The sequence below is a fragment of the uncultured Acetatifactor sp. genome, assembly GCF_948601915.1.
GTDB lineage: Bacteria > Bacillota > Clostridia > Lachnospirales > Lachnospiraceae > Acetatifactor.
This window is the reverse complement of record NZ_CAPDXS010000018.1, coordinates 33197-48368: the sequence shown is the minus strand read 5'-3', so window position 1 is coordinate 48368 and position 15172 is coordinate 33197. Positions and strand designations below refer to the sequence as shown.

Genomic DNA, 15172 nt, shown 5'->3' with positions numbered 1-15172 from the left:
GAAAAGAGATGCCGTATGGCCCTTTCGGAAATCTGTATATGTTCTGTGAATTTCATATCTATACCTTTCCGCGCACTTCTGCGCATTTGCCAAAAAAACTATAAATCGGTGCAAGTCAAAGCGCAAAAGACGCGCCTGAAGAATGCCCGCACTTTGGGCATTCTTCTGTGTGAGACTGGCTTGCAAAGCGAATTCATTCGCTTGCGAGCCTAGAAGTTCTTAGGCAGCGTGCTTTGCTGCCTTAGAACTTCTTCTCACACTTATACCAGCAGCTCTGTTTTTCATAGAGTGCCGCATATTCGCCCCCTAAGGCGATCAGGTCGTGATGGGTTCCCTCCTCCGCGATCCGGCCGTCCTTCAGATACAGGATTCTGTCGCAGAACTGGGTGGAGGCCAGCCTGTGGGAGATGAACAGGGAGGTCTTCCCCTGGGTCATCTCCTGGTATTGCAGATAAATCTGGTTCTCCGCGATGGGGTCTAAGGCCGCGGTGGGTTCGTCCAGCACAAGGATGGGGGCATCCTTGTAGAGGGCCCTGGCCAGCATCAGCTTCTGGGCTTCGCCGCCGGACAGCGCTATGCCGTCCTCGTAAAGCTGTTTGTCCAGCTTCGTGTGTATCCCCTGGGGCAGGGAGGCCAGCTTTTCGCCCAGTCCCGCCAGCTTCAAGCATTGTTCGGCGCGGTCGAAGTCCGTACCGGTTCCGATCTGCCCGGACACGGTCTCCGCCAGGGAGAAGAACCCGGTCTGCACATCCTGGAAGACCGGGGCGAAGAGGCGGTAGTAGTCATTTCGGCGGAATTTCCGGGCGGAGACGCCGTTTATCCTGATGTCGCCCTCCGTGGGGAGATAGAGGCCGCACAGGAGCTTTACGAGGGTGGTCTTGCCCGCGCCATTCAAGCCTACCAGGGCCACCTTCTCGCCGGGCTTTAAGGTCAGGCTCAAGTCTGTCAGGGTGTCGGTCCCGGCATCCTTATAGCGGAAGGATACATGCTCCAAGGCAATCTCCGGGGCGCTGTGCAGATGGTCGTCCGCGTCTGCCTCTCCGGTGCCGTCCTGTTCCGGGAGGTCCAGGTACCGGCGGAAGTCGCAGACGGCCAGGCTGGTGGAGCGGATGCCGTTCCACTCGGTCATGATGTTGCCGATGAAGGCGGCGAACATGGAGATGGCCGAGAAGTACAGGAGGAATCTGTCCACTGTCAGTTCGCCTTCCAGTGTCATTTTTATCAATAATGCATAAGCCGCGCCGTCCCGCAGCAGGATGACTACAAGGTCTGCTATCCGGGAGAGGAAGCTCCTCCAGGCCATCTGCCTGTTCCAGAAGGCCCGCTGGCCGCACAGGTCGGAATAGACCTGCCTGAGCCATCCGGCCATTCCGTAGATGCGGATATCCTTGCCCGCCCTGAAATCGGCGGTCTCGCCCTGGACGTACCACAATCGGCGGTCGATGTCCGTCCATCTGTCCCGGTGGGCGTATTCCCAGTTGCGGTATGCCCTGGCGCAGAACCAGTTCACGGCGGGGGCGATGGTGAGAATCGGCGCAAGCAGGGGGCTGACAAAGGATATCACGGATCCGAACAGGAGATAGCAGAGGAAATTCTCTATCAGCTTCAGGCTGCGCAGGGGCACGTCGGAGATGGGGCAGACGCCGTTCCAGAGCTGCGTGGCCCTTGAGGCCCTGTCGCTTAGATCCCGGATGTCCTTGCTCTCGTAGTTCTGGAAAAAGCAGGTCATGGATTTGCGCTCTATTTTTATGCTCTGCCGGAAGGTGTATATGGACAGATAGTTTTCGGACATTCGCCCGGAAAAGGTAAGCAGCACGCTTGATACCAGCATCAGCGCGATGACCAGGCCTATGCGGGACGCCATGTGGGCCAGGGAGGCCTGTGCCGTGACCTCCGCCACCGCAAGGGATGGGAGATAGACCTCTGTGTAGGCGAGGCATATGTTCAGGGGCACCGCAAGCGCCAATAGCAGGAAAGCAATCGGCGCTTCCCGCAGGATTTCCCGGAAGCTCCAGAGGGCGTTGTCCAGGGTGGAGCGATAGGGCCTGGTTTTTGGTTTCCTGTTTTCTTTCATGAGGGATGTCCTCCTGTCTGTTTTTCCTAAGGAAGTGTCTGACGCTTCCTTACGTCTTTCATTGTAACCCAGGAGAACAGAAAAAGGCAATCCGTGCACGAATTGCGTTCAACAGGGCACGAATTGCCTTTGACAGACATTCTGTAAAAGGAAATGGAATTTAGATTTTTTCATAGAAGCAGGCCTCTACGGCAATAATGACTGCTCCCCCCACCTGGATTGTCTGCCTGATGCCGCCGGCCCATATGGGCGCGGACTGCGTCCCCTGTACCATTGCGTTATAAGGAACGTTCACGTCCACGGAGACCCGCTCTCCGCATACGGCCTTTATGACTTTGACTACATCCTGTAGATTATCGTCCTCTGTACAGGTCATGATTGTAGAGTTCCCCTTTTTCAGGAAACCTCCTGTCGAGGAAATCATTGTCGCCTGATATCCCTTGCTGTTCAGAGCATCCGTCACGCGCTCCGCATTGTCCCTCTCCACAATCGCATAAATCAGTTTCATTCCAGCTCCTCCTCACAGTTTCGTTTAGGCAAAAACAACAGGTTCCTCCTTAAATAATAACATAATCAGCTTTATGGCACAAGACTAACTGTCAACTCGAAGCCGATCGAATCAGCCTTGCAGAAAATCATTCCACGGCGGGCACCAGGAACTCGGAGGTGAACGCCCCGTCCTCGCTGTTGTACTTGCACCAGCCGCCGTGGGCCTCCAGGATGCTTTCGGCCCGGCGCAGGCCGAAGCCATGGAGGCCTGTTTTGCCGGAGGAGAAGAGCTTTCCTTTTTTGGAGGCTTTCGCACCGGCGGAATTGAGCATGGAGAAGTAGAGCATCTTTCCTTTCATTCCCAGGAAGAGCCGCAGGAAGCGCTCTCCTTTGGCGCACTGGCAGGCCTCGATGGCGTTCTCCAGGAGATTCCCCACGATGATGCTGAGCTCCAGGTCGGAGAGCAGGAGGGTGCCTGGGACATTGGCCTTGACGGTGACGGCTATGCCCAGGGCTTTGGCCTGGGAGATCTTGGCGGACAGGATGGCGTCCAGGGCTACGTTGCCGGTCTTCAACAGGGTGTCCACGGTCATGAGCTGCTGGTCGAGCTGGGCGATATAGGCCAGGGCCCGCTCTGTCTCCCCTGCCTCCAATTGGCCCTTCAGGGTCTGGAGGTGGTGGTGGAAGTCATGCTTGTAGCCGCGCATCTCCCGGTAGATGCCCTGGACTTCCGCCAGATGCTGGCGGGATTGTTCGGTCTGGTATTCTATGAGGTTCAGGTAGGTTTTCTTTCTCATGTCGCTTCTCCTAGTTCCTCTCGATAAAGGCCCGGTTCACTGCATCGTATTTTCCCCTGGCCAGCGGCAGCAGCGTCCCTCCCTCCAGGGTGACTTCCGTGCGGGAAATCCGGGTGACGGCTTTCAGCGAGACCAGATAGGAACGGTGTATGCGGAAGAAATCATCGGTGAGGCGTTTCTCAAAGGAGGAGATGCTCTCCTTTATCCGGTATTCCCTCTTGGCCGTGTGGATGGAGATATAGTGGAGAAAGGCTTCCACATAGAGGATGTCCGGCTCGTGCAGCTTCACGGTCTCGCCCTCGCAGGAGATGATGACGGAGGGCGGCTCTGTGTGCAGACGGTCCAGGGCTTTCGCCAGGACGGCATACAGCTTGTCCTGCGCCACGGGCTTGGTCAGGTAGTGCAGCGCGTCCACCTCGTAGCCTTCGCTGACGAACTCGAAGTGGGAGGTGATGAAGAGGATTTCTACGCGCCCGTCTTCTTTCCGGATGCGCTTTGCCAGCTCTATGCCGGAGATGGCTTTCATCTCGATGTCGAGTATAAGGATGTCGTAGGCGCTGTCCTGCGCATAGGCGAAGAGGAAGGCCTCCGCGGAGGGGAATGTGCGCACCTCAAAGGAGAGGGCCGTCCCGTGGGCCCACTCTGACAGGAGATTTTTCAGGGATTGGAGCTGTTCTTCATCGTCATCGCATATGGCGAAACGGATAGCCATGGAGTCACCGCCTTTTGGGAGATTCGGCCTTTCTGCCAGGAATAGATCTTTGATTACAGGGTTCGCGAAGCGGTTCCTGTAATATGGACATTTTACCATACTCTCCCCATAGCGGCAATGCGCAATGCAGATTTTGAGTTTTGAGAATTAGTCTTGACAATATCGGAAATTATGATATCCTTATCTCAGAAAGCATATTAATTTCTGGAACGTCCATATATGAGCTTCAAATCATCTAAATCTCATTCGGAAACTCTATGCTTTGGAACCCAAAATCATTTATGCAAGGCAGGAGTGTACGGTGAGTGTGCTCCTGTCAGAAGGAGGAGAGATTAAGAAACTGGCAGACATGAACTTGGTAGACGACTTTCTGGCCTATAGCCTGACGACCCACAAGAGGTATGGGGAGGAGGCTTCCCGCTTTATCCTGGAATGTATCTTACAGCGCAAGATAGGGCATCTTACGATAGTGCCCCAGAAGGTCTGGCATGGCGAGGAGCCGAAAGGCCACGGCGTGCGGCTGGATGTCTATCTGGACGAAGAGGATGGAGAGATTTTTGACATGGAGCCGGACAACAACGGCGGAGCCGACAGTGTGGCCGCATTGCCCCGGAGGGTGCGGTTCTACCATGCAAAGATAGACGCGGGGAACCTGACGGCAGGGGATGACTACAGTACCCTGCGGAACGTGGTGGTGATATTTATCGCTACATACGATCCGTTCGGGCGGAAGCGGATGGTATATACAATCAAAAACAGATGTGTGGAGGAACCGGATCTGCCCTATGAGGACGGGGCTTGGACGATATTCCTGTATACAAAAGGCACAAAAGGAGAGCCAGCGGAGGAGCTTAAGCAGCTCGCCAGGTACATGGAGCATTCCACTGCGGAGAACGCTCAGTCCGCGGGCCTGGCAAGGCTGCATGAGATGGTGGCGAAAGTAAAGTCGGATAGGGAAGTGGGGCTTGCGTATATGAAGGCTTGTGAGATTGAGAAGCGTATAAGGACAGAGGGGAAAGCAGAGGATATATTGCTTTTGCTGGCAGCAAAGGGAGAGATAGAGCCTCGGTTGGAGAGAGTCATAACCGCCCAGACAGATACGGAAAAGTTGAACCAGTGGCTGCTGCTGGCAGCAGGGTCGGCCAGCGTGGAAGAGTTCCAGGCAAAGCTGTAAAGAGGCAGCCGACCTCTTTGTCAGGATTCCCATTCAGGGCAGCTTTCCACTTGCGCAAAGCTGCCCATTCTCTCGGATTCCCGGCCAGGAGCTCAAAAGCAGCTATCCACCCCCTGCTGCAATACCCGCCTGATTTCCTCGGTCACTTCGGCGAAGTCCCGCAGCTTCTGTGCGATGGGGCTGCGCCTGGCCGGATTCTGCAGGGCCTCCAGGGTCACGTTGAAGCCGCCGCCCAGGGCCTCCAGGTCTGCACCGCCGTCATGGTTCCACATCTCCCCGCAGCGGTTGTAGAGGGCGCTGACCTCTCGCAGGAAATTGAGGTCGGGATTCAGCGCCATGGCCTTCTCCAGAAAGGCGTGGCAGCAGCTGGCATTGGTGGCCAGGCCGCAGACATAGGCGGTGTGGGCGCTCCAGGGGTCGAACTCCTCCGGCTTCACGTCGTCGAACCTTCCGCCCTCGATGTCCGCCGCCCAGGCCCGGAACGCGGATGCCCCGAAGTAGAAGCTTTCCGTCTCGGTGGCCAGGAGCTTGGGCAGGACGCGGACGGCCTCCCGGTACAGCCAGGCCAGGGAGGGCGTCTCCTTCTTGCTGCCGATGAAGATCCAGCCGGGGTTGGAGAATTCGTTCTGCGCCAGGAAGCTCTCCAGGGAAAGGCGCTCCGGCCGGTTGTTGTTCCCTGTGATGTACAGCAATGTCTTCCCATACTCCTCATAGCCCACCAGTACGCCGGCGGGTGGCTCCCCCAGACCCCAGACGATGACGGGGATTCCTCTGTCGATGTAGGAGACCAAGGTCTGGACATACATGTCCGGGTTTTTGCAAAGGTCTTTGCGGGGGACGAAGGTGCTGGCGTAGCCGCATTTTTCGAAAAGCGCCTCGATGAAGCCAGTCTCCCCGGGAACCAAAACAAAGGAGCTGTCGGCCTCTTGAAGGCTCCTGTGGGGCCCCTCGGCAAGCATATAGCTGGTTATGCCCTCTCCCCGGAATTCGCCCTTGGGATAGTACTGGGTGAACACGTCCCCGGTGAGGCCGGCGAAGAAATTGTAGTCGTAATCCGTCTCCCCAAGGCATTCCATCACATATCTGGCGCAGCCATTGAACCAGTAGTTCTCGCCGTACTCGTCCGTCACCAGGCGGTGGATGATGGGGGTGATGTTGTTGCTCTGTTTCGTGGTCATGAGAAGTTCCTCCTTCTGTAATCTGATTCTCGGGGCATGGGCCAGCTGGGAGACGCGGATGGACCGGAAGTATTTCATGCCCTGGCCGTTGGAGCCGATGATGATGTCCCCGGGGGCGGTGCGGGATAAGTCCAGGGACATGTAGGGGAAGCCTGTGCCGCAGTAGCGGATCTCCCCGTTGATGATCACGGCCAGGTGGGTGGGGCCGATGATCCATGTGACCTGGTTATAGCCCCTGTCCCGGACGCCGCCCCGGCCGGGAAACTCGTAGAGGTCATAAAAGCAGGGCTGGCGGAATACGATGGCCTCCCGATGCAGGGCGGCCTTTGACAGATTCTCCGAGGGCTGGTTGCCCATGTTGATGCCGAAGCCGTTCTGGCTTAGGTTACCCAGGGAGACGCCGCCTGCGTAGCAGTCCGGCTCTGCCCCGTGGTAGAAAATCAGGCAGCCCTCCTCGGAGCCATAGCCGAACCGTTCATCGTCCCCTCCCAGACGGAATTCCATATCCACCCGGAAAGGCAGCTTCACGGCCACATTGGTGTTCAGCACACGGGTGCTGATCCATCCGGTGTACTCTGCCTCCCCGTTCTCCAGGATGCGGTAATGGGGATCGTTGATGGGGGTCACTTTGTCCAGGGGCACGTCCCGCTCCCAGAGGACGGGGTTCCCGGACAGGATTTCCTCCACGGTGATGGAGCCCGGGGGCAGCTCTGTGGGCGTTTCGAAATAGGCAGGGTCGGTCAAGCGCTGCTTCACGGGCACCAGGAGGCTGACCAGATCCCGGCGCTGGTCCGGGGAGATCAGGTTCTCCAGCAGGGCATGGCGGCGCAGCTTGCCTTCATGGGTGTAGTCGATTTCGTAAAAGGGATTGTCGTCAAAGCTTCCCACCAATCGGCCAAACTGCTCCTCCAGGCCCTCATCCACATAGAGGTTCGCGGAGGCGTAGAGCCCGCCGGGAAAGGGGATGTCCAGATAAGCGGTGCGGTTCTGGAAGCTGTCCTCTATCCGGAGCATCACTGCGCCCTGGGGGCCGTTCTGGTACTCGAACCGTTCATGCCCGCCCGGCATTCCAAGGGAAAGGCCCAGCGCTTGTACCGTGTGCCAGAAGCCGGTGATGTCCGACTCCTGAGGGTTCTGTTTCAGGCAGGAGGTGAGGACGCGCATGGGGGGCAGATAGAGGATGGCGGCATCCGGACGGGGGGAAAGCTGCTCCTGCAGGCGATTCAGGCGGCGGAGGGCAGCTTGGGGGTCTTGTACCGCAATGGGCTGTCCGGGGCTGGCGGCCTGGCCGCAGTGCCCTGGGGGACAGCTTTCCCCCGGATGGCTGTCAGGCTGTGCCCTATCGCACTGGCTGTTCCCGCTGACCGGTCCGGCCGAATCCTCCCGGCTGCCCTGGCTTTCCAACAACTCCATCTGCTTTTCCATCTCTTCATAAAGAAGGGGCAGGGCGGAAATCTGCTTAATGCCCTTTGCAGTCATTTCCCGGAGAAAGGTATTGATGATTTCCTTCAGCTCGGACAGGGCAGTGACCTCCCGGTCGATTTCCGCTATCTTGTCCGCGAATACTTTCACCAGGGTAGCAATCTCCGGATTTTCGTAGATACGGAAGATTTCCCTGACGGGAATCTGCATTTTGCGCAGTATCATAATCTGCTGCAGCCGCTGGACGGCGGATTCGTCGTAATAACGATAGGATTCTGACGGTAGGCGCGTGCTTTTGATTAGCCCTTCCTGCTCGTAGTACCGCAGGGTGCGGGAGGACAGGCCCAGTTGTCTTGTCAGGTCCGTGATTTTCATCAGGCTCATGGGAAGGCTCCTTTCCGGGTATGGCGTCTGATATTACTATAGCACTTGACGCTGCGTCAATGTCAAGGGGAATCTGGGAAATGTCCTTTTCGAATAAGTATTGACAATGCCGGAAATTATGATATCCTTATCTCAGAAAGCATATTCATTTCTGGAACGGCCATATATGAGCTTCAAATCATCTAAATCTCACTCGGAAACTCTATGCTTTGGAACCCAAAATCATTTATGCAAGGCAGGAGGGGATGGTGAGCGCGCTCCTGTCAGGAGGAGAGATGAAGAAACTGGCAGACATGAACCTGGTATACGACTTTCTGGCCTATAGCCTGACGGCCCACAAGAGGTATGGGGAGGAGGCTTCCCGCTTTATCCTGGAATGTATCCCGCAGCGCAGGATAGGGCATCTTACGGTAGTGCCCCAGAAGGTCTGGCACGGGAAAGAACCGAAAAGCCACGGCGTGCGGATTGACATCTATCTGGACGAAGAGGGCGGGGAAATTTTTGGCATGGAGCCGGACAACAACGGCGGAGCCGCTAATACGGCCGCATTGCGAATTGTATATACGATACAAAACGGATGTGTGGAGGAACCGGACGCGGGAGCGCCGGACGAAGAGAGGCTCAGAATCAGGAAGGGGAAGAGGAGATATGTACCGCATCATGATTATAGAGGACGACCAGCCCATGGCGGACGCCATGCAGAAACAGATTGAGGCCTGGGGGAACCAGTGCCAGTGCGTCACGGATTTCAGGAATGTCATCTCGGCTTTCGCGTCATACGACCCACACCTGGTGCTGATGGACATCATGCTGCCCTTCTTCAACGGCTACCACTGGTGCAGCGAGATTCGGAAGATTTCCAATGTGCCTGTGGTCTTCCTGTCCTCGGCCTCCGACAATATGAACATCGTCATGGCCATGAACATGGGCGGGGACGATTTCATCCCCAAGCCGGTGGATCCTCAGGTGATGGTCGCTAAGATACAGGCCGTGCTGCGCAGGGCCTACGATATGGCGGGAAAGGTTCCCGTGCTGGAGCACAGGGGCGCGGTGCTGAACCTGAACAACACCTCCCTCACCTATGAGGGGAACCGCATCGAGCTGACCAAGAACGAATTCCGCATCCTGCAGACCCTGCTGGAGAATAAGGGCAGGATCGTCAGCCGGGACACTTTGATGACGAAGCTGTGGCAGATGGATGCCTATGTGGAGGAGAACACCCTGACGGTGAACGTCACCAGGCTGCGGAAGAAGCTGGAGGGCGCGGGGCTCAAGGACTTCATCGCTACCAAGGTGGGAAGCGGGTATATTATAGAAAGCAAGGACGGCTTTCTATAATCAAATAAGGGAATATTATAGAAAGCAAGGACAGCTTTCTATAATCAAGTATCGCGGAGTGAGGGAAAACAGATGGATGGTTTTCGACAGGGAGCCATGCCGCTTTGCCGCAGACAGGGCGGCGGAGCAGATCTGGACTGACATCAGGCAGTGGAACCGCAGAGGGTTCCGCCGGTTCGGGAGTCCTTGCAATGGAGCGGATTGCCAACGGCCAGGGGGGATATCTTGATTGGCGTGGGCGAGAAGCGCCCGGGGAGGTATATGATATGGAAGAGGAGAAGTGGTATGGCATATTGTGGCAGTTTCTGTGGCAGCGCCGCCGGACGGCAGCGCTCCTTGCGGCTTTCGCCGGAATCTATGCGGTGGTCTTCTACCTGTACGACATGGAGACGGAAGCGGTGCTGTACGCGGGAGGGCTGTGCGTCCTTCTGGGGGCGGTGGTACTGTGCGTCTCCTTCTTTTTCTACTATAATGCCCACAAAGCGCGCATAAATTTGCTGCAGAACGTGGAAATCCTGGATGAAGAGCTTCCGAAGCCCCAGACATTGGCGGAGGCGGACTACCAGGAGATGGTCAGGAGCCTGAAAGAGGCCTATGACAGGAACCTGCGGGAGAGGCAGAGGGAGCGCAGGGAGAGCATGGACTACTACACCACCTGGGTGCATCAGATCAAGACTCCTATCTCCGTCATGCGCATGACCCTCCAGGGGGAGGACACAGAGGAGAACAGGGAGCTGCTGGCAGAGCTGTTCCGGACAGAGCAGTACGTGGAGATGGCGCTGAATTGGATGCGCCTGGGGAGCGATTCCTCCGACTTCCTGTTCCGGGAGTACGCCCTGGATCAGATCCTGCGCCAGGCCATCCACAAATACGCGCCCCAGCTGGTGCGGAACCGGATCCGGCTGACCTATGAGCCCACGGACGTCACGGTGCTCACGGACGAGAAGTGGCTGCTGTTCATCATTGAGCAGATTCTGTCCAATGCCGTCAAGTACGCCAGGAACAGCAGCCTGACCATCTCCGTCACACCGGATAAAATACTCCGGATTGCCGATACCGGAATCGGCATCGCCCCGGAGGATGTGCCCAGGATATTCGAGAAGGGCTTCACCGGGTACAATGGCAGGGCGGACAAGAAGTCCACAGGGCTGGGCCTCTACCTGTGCCGCCTCACCGCGGAGAAGCTGTCCCATAAGATTGGCGTGGAGTCCACAGTAGGACAGGGCACAACGTTCTCCATAGACCTGCACAGGGACGCGCTCTGGGTGGAATAGCGGATACGGCTCTAATCCTGGAGGCTTTCTTTTACCCTTTTTAAGTCGCGCTCCAGCTTTTTCTTGAGCTTGTCATACTCCTTGTTAGCGAGCAGTTCCAGTTCGTCTTCGATTCGGATTTCTTCTTTTCTGAGATCGTCTTTGAATTGGATATCAGTTGGCATGGGCATCCCTCACTTTCTGATGATGGCATCTTTTTTCATTCTTAATGCCATTATAACAAAAGAGGGATAAAGTGTAAAGCGTTTTGCAGGGGCGGGTTACGGAAGGCTTACAAAAATGTCACATGAAACGGCGGAAATGTCACTCGATTCGATGTCGGTACTTTCCGTTTTTTTGTAGAATAGGGATAGTTCCAAGAACAAAACACAGCAAACAGCAAGGAGGTCGATTCATATGGTTCTATTAGAGGCACAGAGCCTTAGAAAGGTCTATACCACGCGCTTCGGGGGCAATCAGGTCCAGGCGCTGGCTAACGTGTCCTTCTCCGTGGAGCAGGGCGAATATGTGGCGATCATGGGCGAGTCCGGCTCCGGCAAGACCACGCTCCTGAATATCCTGGCGGCATTAGACAGGCCCACCGGCGGGCAGGTGCTCCTGTCGGGGAAGAGCCTTTGGAACGTGAAGGAGAAGGAGCTGGCAGCCTTCCGCCGCAACAACCTGGGGTTCGTGTTCCAGGACTTTAACCTCCTGGACACCTTTTCCATCCAGGACAATATCTTCCTGCCCCTGGTGCTCAGCGGCAAGGACTACAGGGAGATGGAAAGGAGGCTTGGGCCCATCGCGGAGAGGCTGGGCATCCGGGAGATCCTGAAGAAATACCCCTATGAGGTATCCGGCGGCCAGAAGCAGCGTGCAGCGGTGGCTCGGGCCCTGATTACCAATCCCCAGCTGATCCTGGCGGACGAACCCACAGGGGCCCTGGACTCCAAGGCCACGGACGGGCTGCTGCGGATCTTCAACGAGATCAATGAGGACGGACAGACCATCATCATGGTGACCCATTCCACCAAGGCTGCCAGCCATGCGGGGCGGGTGCTGTTCATCAAGGACGGGGAGGTGTTCCACCAAATCTACCGGGGGAACAGCACCAACGAGCAGCTCTATCAGAAGATATCGGACACATTGACCCTGCTGGCCACGGGAAACAGGGACGCCGCAGAGAGAGGCAGGAGGATGATGGCATGAAGATGAGCTTCTATCCGAAATTAGCGGCAGGAAACATGAAAAAGAACGCAAGGACGTATGTCCCCTACATGCTCACCTGCATCATCACTGTGGCCATGTACTATATCGTCAAATCCCTGTCCCAGAATCCGGGGGTCAAAGAGATGATAGGCGGCGGCTATCTCAGCGAGCTGATGTTCATAGGGAGCCATGTGGTGGCGCTGTTCGCGGTCATCTTCCTGTTCTATACGAACAGCTTCCTGGTGAAGCGCAGGAAAAAGGAATTCGGCGTCTTCAACATCCTGGGCATGGAGAAGCGCCACCTGGCCTGGGTGCTGGGCTGGGAGACCGCCTATCTGGCCTTGGGGAGCCTGGTCCTGGGGCTGCTCCTGGGCATAATCATGGACAAGGCCATGTATCTCCTTGTGGGGAAAATCATAGGGGGCGGTGTGCCTTTAGGCTTTTTCGTATCCGCAAGGGTCATCGGGCAGACAGTGCAGATATTCGCGGTGATTTTCCTCCTGATCTGCATCAACGCCATCAGGCAGGTCCATGTGGCGGATCCCATCGCCCTGCTGCAGGCCGGGAACGCGGGGGAGAAAGAGCCTTCCACCAGATGGCTTCTGGCTCTGGCGGGGCTGGTCTCTGTAGGCGGCGGATATTATATCGCCGTCACGGTCAGTGACCCGGTGGCGTCCCTGCTGCTGTTCTTCGTGGCAGTGGTGCTGGTCATCATCGGGACCTATCTGCTCTTCACCGCCGGGAGCATCGCCCTTCTGAAGATCCTGCGGAAAAACAGGAAATATTATTACCGGACAAGGCATTTTGTCAGCGTGTCCGGGATGATCTACCGCATGAAGCAGAATGCCGTGGGGCTCGCCAATATCTGCGTCCTGTCCACCATGGTGCTGGTGATGGTGTCCACCACCACCTCCCTGATGATCGGCATGGAGGATGTGGTGAGGGAGCGCTATCCGGCGGACATCATGGTCTACTTCAAGGGGGATGCGCCCCAGGGGAACCAGGCGTACATCGAGGCGATCCGGGCCCTGCAGAGGGAGCGGGGCCTGGCTGTGAAGAACGAGATGGCCTATCTGTACCTGGGACTTTCGGCCTCGCACGAATATAAGTACGAGGAAAGCCATGAGATAGGAGTGACATCGGCGCTGGACTATATGGATGAATTATTCTTGATTACGCTGGATGACTATAATGCTGTCATGAAGGAGCGGAAGACCCTGGAGGAAGGTGAGGTCATGGTCTATTCCAACCGGACATCCTATGACCTGCCTGTCTTCAAGCTGCTCGGCAGGGAGTACAGGGTAGCGGAGAAGCTGGATTCCTTTGTGGGCAACGGCCAATACTCGGCCAATATGTCCAACACCATCTATATCGTGGTTCCCGACAGGGAGGCCCTTCTGGAGATTTATGACGCGCAGAGGGAGCTTCTGGGGGAGAACGCCAGGGGCATCAGACAGGTCTACGGCTTTGACATGGACGCCGATGAGGAGGAGCAGAACGCATTCTACAACGATTTGCTGGACTGCATGGCCCAAAATGGAATCAGCGCCGTGACGGAAGCGCGGGCGGAGGCCAAGTCATCCTTCATATCCCTGTACGGCGGGCTATTCTTCATCGGCGTGTTCCTGGGAGTGCTCTTCGTCATGGCCACGGTGCTGATCATATACTACAAGCAGATTTCGGAAGGGTATGACGACAGGGAACGGTTCTCGATCATGCAGAAGGTGGGGATGAGCCGGGATGAGGTGAAGTCCGCCATCCACTCCCAGGTGGTGACGGTGTTCTTCCTGCCGCTGATTGTGGCGGGGATCCATGTGACGGCGGCGTTCCCTCTGATCTCCAAGCTGCTGGTACTGATGCAGCTGACGAACACGAAGCTCTTCATCGCCTGTACCGGGGCGTGCTTCCTGGTGTTCGCAGTGATGTATGTCTTCGTGTATAACCTGACGGCCAGGACCTATTACAGGATCGTCAGCAGGTAGGAGGGGAAACTGCTGCGGCTTCGGCTGTGAAGCAGAGGACATGTATGAGAAAAAGCAAGCGAAAATGTGTAAAAGAGAAAATCTGAAAGAATGGTCTAAAGATAAGGGAGGAATCAGTCTATGAACCAGTTTATGAGCGAAAAGGAGAAGGAAGAGATAAAGGAGACCAGGAGAAGGAACCTGAAGAGGGCTGCGGCGCTGGCGGTAATCATCGCGCTTGTGGCCCGGCGCATCCGGACCAGGCGGAGGAAGAGGGAGGCGGAAAGCTGCTAAAGCCTGTATCTGGTAAGGGATTTCCAGCCTCCTGGAAATCCCATTGCTGTCAGTAATCTTTCCTCAGGCAACATAGGAGACTGCTTCAACAGCGTGGAAATCAGGCGCGACAGCTCCTGGCGGAACGTGGAAAAATCTTTTTGGGACAGCAGATAGCGCAGAGCGATCACCACAGCAAACAGGTCGGATTTGCCCTGGAGATACTGCGTCCCTTTCCGCGGAATGGACAGTTTGCCATGGAGACGGGTGTCTGGAATATCGATACGGCATCTGAATGAAAACAGACGTTCATTGTGGGCGCAGACATTCCTGAAATGGGTAAGCGCCTTCAGGTATTGGGCAAGCTCTTTTTCCGATACTGCGTGGAAGTGCAGACTGATTTTTGCCTTCAGGCTTGCACAGAGCCAGGATATCATTGAAGCTGGTGCCCGTAACATATTGGCGGGTTATCCTGTCATAATACAGGCTTTTGTAACCATTCATTAAGGCATAATAAGAGATATCTGTCAATATGGACTTCGCAGATTCCAAATCTGGGATAATGAGATTTTTGTCATCAGAGAGCTTTACAAGCAGCTCCTGGTATGTAAGAAAAGGCTTGACGGGCCTGAAAGATTTTCTCGACATGGCTTCTCCTTGAAAAAAAGGAGGGCCCGAGATCCTCCTTCCGGTCGCAGGCATCGCAAGTTTCTGCAACCTAATCACTGTTGTTAGCATAACATATAATATCTGTAATTTCAATATGAAATTACAAAAAGTCATATGGATGCTGTCTTATGTAGTATATGCAGGGAATTCGGTTCGATGCAGGGCATCTCATATATTCAACCAATAGTAGAATCAGATAGAATCCACCTCGATTGAAAATCAGATACTTATGATATATA

The 15172-nt window shown here is 55.8% G+C and carries 15 protein-coding genes; 7 read left to right on the top strand and 8 right to left on the bottom strand.

Annotated elements, in window-relative coordinates:
• Positions 1 to 241: 241 nt before the first annotated feature.
• The 4 genes from Q2B33_RS04850 to Q2B33_RS04835 form a co-directional block, all read right to left on the bottom strand.
• Complete coding sequence (locus tag Q2B33_RS04850) at positions 242 to 2074, bottom strand: ABC transporter ATP-binding protein (protein WP_300566307.1); 1833 nt, start codon at positions 2072 to 2074, stop codon at positions 242 to 244.
• 160 nt (positions 2075 to 2234) lie between these two features.
• Positions 2235 to 2582, bottom strand: a complete 348-nt coding sequence (locus tag Q2B33_RS04845) for a cyclic-di-AMP receptor (protein WP_296465300.1) — start codon at positions 2580 to 2582, stop codon at positions 2235 to 2237.
• A 127-nt stretch (positions 2583 to 2709) separates the two neighbouring features.
• On the bottom strand, positions 2710 to 3360 hold the full coding sequence (locus Q2B33_RS04840; protein ID WP_300566303.1) for a sensor histidine kinase: 651 nt from the start codon (positions 3358 to 3360) through the stop codon (positions 2710 to 2712).
• A gap of 10 nt (positions 3361 to 3370) precedes the next feature.
• On the bottom strand, positions 3371 to 4072 hold the full coding sequence (locus Q2B33_RS04835; RefSeq protein ID WP_300566300.1) for a LytTR family DNA-binding domain-containing protein: 702 nt from the start codon (positions 4070 to 4072) through the stop codon (positions 3371 to 3373).
• Positions 4073 to 4421: 349 nt separating this feature from the next.
• On the opposite strand from Q2B33_RS04835, the gene Q2B33_RS04830 reads away from it, so the two are divergent.
• Positions 4422 to 5246, top strand: a complete 825-nt coding sequence (locus tag Q2B33_RS04830) for a PD-(D/E)XK nuclease family transposase (RefSeq protein ID WP_300791739.1) — start codon at positions 4422 to 4424, stop codon at positions 5244 to 5246.
• Positions 5247 to 5338: 92 nt separating this feature from the next.
• Here the strand turns inward: Q2B33_RS04830 and Q2B33_RS04825 are convergent, their stop codons facing one another.
• Complete coding sequence (locus tag Q2B33_RS04825) at positions 5339 to 8230, bottom strand: MerR family transcriptional regulator (protein ID WP_300566295.1); 2892 nt, start codon at positions 8228 to 8230, stop codon at positions 5339 to 5341.
• 275 nt (positions 8231 to 8505) lie between these two features.
• On the opposite strand from Q2B33_RS04825, the gene Q2B33_RS04820 reads away from it, so the two are divergent.
• The 3 genes from Q2B33_RS04820 to Q2B33_RS04810 all read left to right on the top strand — a co-directional run bounded on the left by Q2B33_RS04820 (position 8506) and on the right by Q2B33_RS04810 (position 10842).
• The gene (locus Q2B33_RS04820; RefSeq protein ID WP_300566292.1) at positions 8506 to 8943 is read left to right on the top strand and encodes a hypothetical protein; all 438 of its coding nucleotides are present in this window, start codon (positions 8506 to 8508) and stop codon (positions 8941 to 8943) included.
• Positions 8879 to 9568, top strand: a complete 690-nt coding sequence (locus tag Q2B33_RS04815) for a response regulator transcription factor (protein ID WP_300566289.1) — start codon at positions 8879 to 8881, stop codon at positions 9566 to 9568. Before Q2B33_RS04820 ends, Q2B33_RS04815 begins: the two co-directional genes overlap by 65 nt.
• Before the next feature lie 266 nt (positions 9569 to 9834).
• Positions 9835 to 10842, top strand: a complete 1008-nt coding sequence (locus Q2B33_RS04810; RefSeq protein WP_296475869.1) for a sensor histidine kinase — start codon at positions 9835 to 9837, stop codon at positions 10840 to 10842.
• A gap of 11 nt (positions 10843 to 10853) precedes the next feature.
• Here the strand turns inward: Q2B33_RS04810 and Q2B33_RS04805 are convergent, their stop codons facing one another.
• Positions 10854 to 11012, bottom strand: coding sequence for a hypothetical protein (locus Q2B33_RS04805; RefSeq protein ID WP_300815501.1), 159 nt, complete (start codon positions 11010 to 11012; stop codon positions 10854 to 10856).
• Between the two features lie 226 nt (positions 11013 to 11238).
• On the opposite strand from Q2B33_RS04805, the gene Q2B33_RS04800 reads away from it, so the two are divergent.
• The 3 genes from Q2B33_RS04800 (at position 11239) to Q2B33_RS04790 (ending at position 14285) form a co-directional block, all read left to right on the top strand.
• Positions 11239 to 12030, top strand: a complete 792-nt coding sequence (locus Q2B33_RS04800; RefSeq protein WP_296465277.1) for an ABC transporter ATP-binding protein — start codon at positions 11239 to 11241, stop codon at positions 12028 to 12030.
• Positions 12027 to 14012, top strand: coding sequence for an ABC transporter permease (locus tag Q2B33_RS04795; RefSeq protein ID WP_300566283.1), 1986 nt, complete (start codon positions 12027 to 12029; stop codon positions 14010 to 14012). Before Q2B33_RS04800 ends, Q2B33_RS04795 begins: the two co-directional genes overlap by 4 nt.
• 120 nt (positions 14013 to 14132) lie before the next feature.
• Positions 14133 to 14285 carry a hypothetical protein gene (locus Q2B33_RS04790; protein ID WP_300566280.1) on the top strand — a complete coding sequence of 51 codons (153 nt, stop codon included), beginning with the start codon at positions 14133 to 14135 and terminating at the stop codon, positions 14283 to 14285.
• Here Q2B33_RS04790 and Q2B33_RS24490 read toward each other — a convergent pair.
• Positions 14282 to 14659: a hypothetical protein gene (locus Q2B33_RS24490; RefSeq protein ID WP_300566355.1), complete on the bottom strand. Its 378-nt coding sequence runs from the start codon at positions 14657 to 14659 to the stop codon at positions 14282 to 14284. The two genes, Q2B33_RS04790 and Q2B33_RS24490, sit on opposite strands and share 4 nt — an antisense overlap.
• Positions 14574 to 14912 (bottom strand): hypothetical protein, encoded by a 339-nt coding sequence (locus Q2B33_RS04780; RefSeq protein ID WP_300566364.1) that lies wholly within the window; start codon positions 14910 to 14912, stop codon positions 14574 to 14576. The genes Q2B33_RS24490 and Q2B33_RS04780 overlap by 86 nt, the downstream gene beginning before the upstream one ends.
• Positions 14913 to 15172 lie beyond the last annotated feature (260 nt).